Genomic DNA, 2245 nt, shown 5'->3' with positions numbered 1-2245 from the left:
ACTTTTTCAATTTCTTCCCTACTCCCTACTCCCTACTCCCTACTCCCTACTCCCTTACTTTCATAGCTAATGGGATAATTTTTTATTTGGAAGTCCCTTAAGTGAGAATTTCTGTCAGCAGTTTGACAGATTAACAATTTTATGGTAACTAAAAAGGAAGATTACAGCACATAAGCGATCGCTCCCCTTCCCCAAACACTTTTTAGACTATACTTAATCCATCCAATCTAGATTAGAGGTAATGACAATCAAAGCAACTATTTGGCAAGAGGGCAATAAATCAAAACTGCCAAAAAATTCTCGATTGCCACTTTTTAGTAGTAGTTCAATAGTCAACCAGAATTTTAGTGAAAATTTCCTACTCTATCAATCTGATGAAAGTATTACCCCGATATATATGTTGGGAGATGTCACCGAAGTTCTGAAAAAGCTACCCACTGAATCCATTGATTGTTGTATGACAAGTCCGCCTTATTGGGGAAAAAGAGAATATGATGCAGGTGGTATTGGTTTAGAGGAAAATTTCAATATTTATGTTGACAATCTATGTTCAGTTTTCTCCGAAGTTTATAGAGTCCTTAAGAAAACAGGTTCCTTCTGGTTGAATATTGGTGATTCTTATTACCACAAAAATTTATTAGGTTTGCCGTGGCGCATAGCGCTTTCCTTAACAGACAATCAAGGTTGGATTTTAAGAAATAGTATTATTTGGAATAAGGTTAAAGGGGGATTAGACAATTCAAAGGATAGATTGAGAAATATTCACGAAAATATATTTCATTTTGTCAAATCACCAAAAGGGTATTATTACGATATAGACTCTATTCGCTCTTCCCCAAGAAAAACAAAAGTAGTAAACGGTTCTGTTGTCTCTGCAACTGGTGTAACAGGAGTTCGCTATAAAAGAAAAATTGAGTTATCTACTGAACTTTCTGAAAATGAGAAACGGAATGCCTATAACGCCTTAGAAGAAATTCTCCGTCAGGTTTCCAATGGCGATATTTCTGATTTTAGAATGATTATTAGAGGTCAGCAAAGAATAACCCACTCTAATTCGGAAAAAGTTTCTGGTAGAGCAAAAGAATTAAAAGAGAAAGGATTTTACTTTTTAAAGTATCATCCTAAAGGTTCTAAACCTAGTGATGTTTGGGAAATCCTTCCAGAAGATACACAAAACCGTGAACTTCATTTTGCGCCTTACCCTGTCGATCTTTGCAAAATACCAATCTCTTCTACTTGTCCACTCAATGGAATAGTTCTAGATCCTTTTTGTGGTACTGGAACCACAATGTTAGCAGCTCAGTTACTCGGCAGAAAATCCTGTGGTATAGATATTTCCGAGCATTACCTAAAAATAGCAAAGGAAAGAAATGAAACTATTTTATGAGTAAAATACTTGAAATTTTTGGGCGCTCCAAAAACCAATCGGAGGAAATAGACTGGGTAAGCATTATACAAAGTCAGGGTTGTCCATACTTGCACAAGCGTTGTATTAAAGTCCGCAAAAGTCAACCTGAGATATCTATTGGAACCTGTTCTGTTGCCTATGGAAAAAGTTCTATTCCAATTATTATTTGTCCTCATAGATTAATGGAAAGAAAGCAGATATTTACAGATTGTTTGCACTTACTAACTACCCATGAACCAGGTAATGAGTTACATCTAATCTCAGAAGTTTCAATTCCAGGGGGAAATGTAGACTATTTTCTTGTTTCTGCTTTAAATAATAAAGTAAAAGATTTTGTAGGCATCGAACTCCAAACACTTGACACTACGGGAACTGTTTGGCCAGAACGCCAACGTTTACTGGAAGAACTTGGTGTTCCCACTGAAGATAGTCAAAGTCAATCTGGCAAAACTTTCGGGATGAATTGGAAAATGACAGCAAAAACAATTCTTATACAGTTGCATCATAAGATTGAGACTTTTGAGAATTTTAATAAAAAACTTGTTCTTGTTATTCAAGATTGTTTTCTTGATTATATACAGCGTGAATTTAGTTTTTCCCATGTCAGTCATCAAGCTCAGTTGGGAGATTCTATGCACATTCATGTATATCGGATGACTACACAATTAGATCTGTCTTTGAAGTTAGCTTTAGATTCTCGCCTGAGTACAGATGTAGACGGAATTGCAAGATGTCTGGGTCTTCAGGCAGAAGCTAATGTTGAACTTGAGCAAATTGTCAAAACCTTGGAATCTAAACTATCTGCAAATACTCTTTTCACATTCATATAATTTTGAC

Annotated in this window: 2 protein-coding genes; both read left to right on the top strand. The window is 35.6% G+C overall.

Annotated elements, in window-relative coordinates; all coding sequences use genetic code 11:
• The first annotated feature begins 241 nt into the window (after positions 1-241).
• Entirely contained in the window at positions 242-1387 is a 1146-nt protein-coding gene (locus AC3DU7_RS31670) for a DNA-methyltransferase (RefSeq protein WP_488043198.1), read from the top strand.
• Complete coding sequence (locus tag AC3DU7_RS31665; RefSeq protein WP_488043197.1) at positions 1384-2238, top strand: NotI family restriction endonuclease; 855 nt, start codon at positions 1384-1386, stop codon at positions 2236-2238. The genes AC3DU7_RS31670 and AC3DU7_RS31665 overlap by 4 nt, the downstream gene beginning before the upstream one ends.
• The last annotated feature ends 7 nt before the right edge of the window (positions 2239-2245 follow it).

The organism is Okeania sp. (assembly GCF_983059655.1).
This window is presented reverse-complemented; position numbering and strand designations above follow the sequence as displayed.

Coding starts and splice junctions, on each gene's coding strand:
- AC3DU7_RS31670 (WP_488043198.1), top strand. CDS start 242: ATGACAATCAAAGCAACTATTTGGCAAGAGGGCAATAAATCAAAACTG.
- AC3DU7_RS31665 (WP_488043197.1), top strand. CDS start 1,384: ATGAGTAAAATACTTGAAATTTTTGGGCGCTCCAAAAACCAATCGGAG.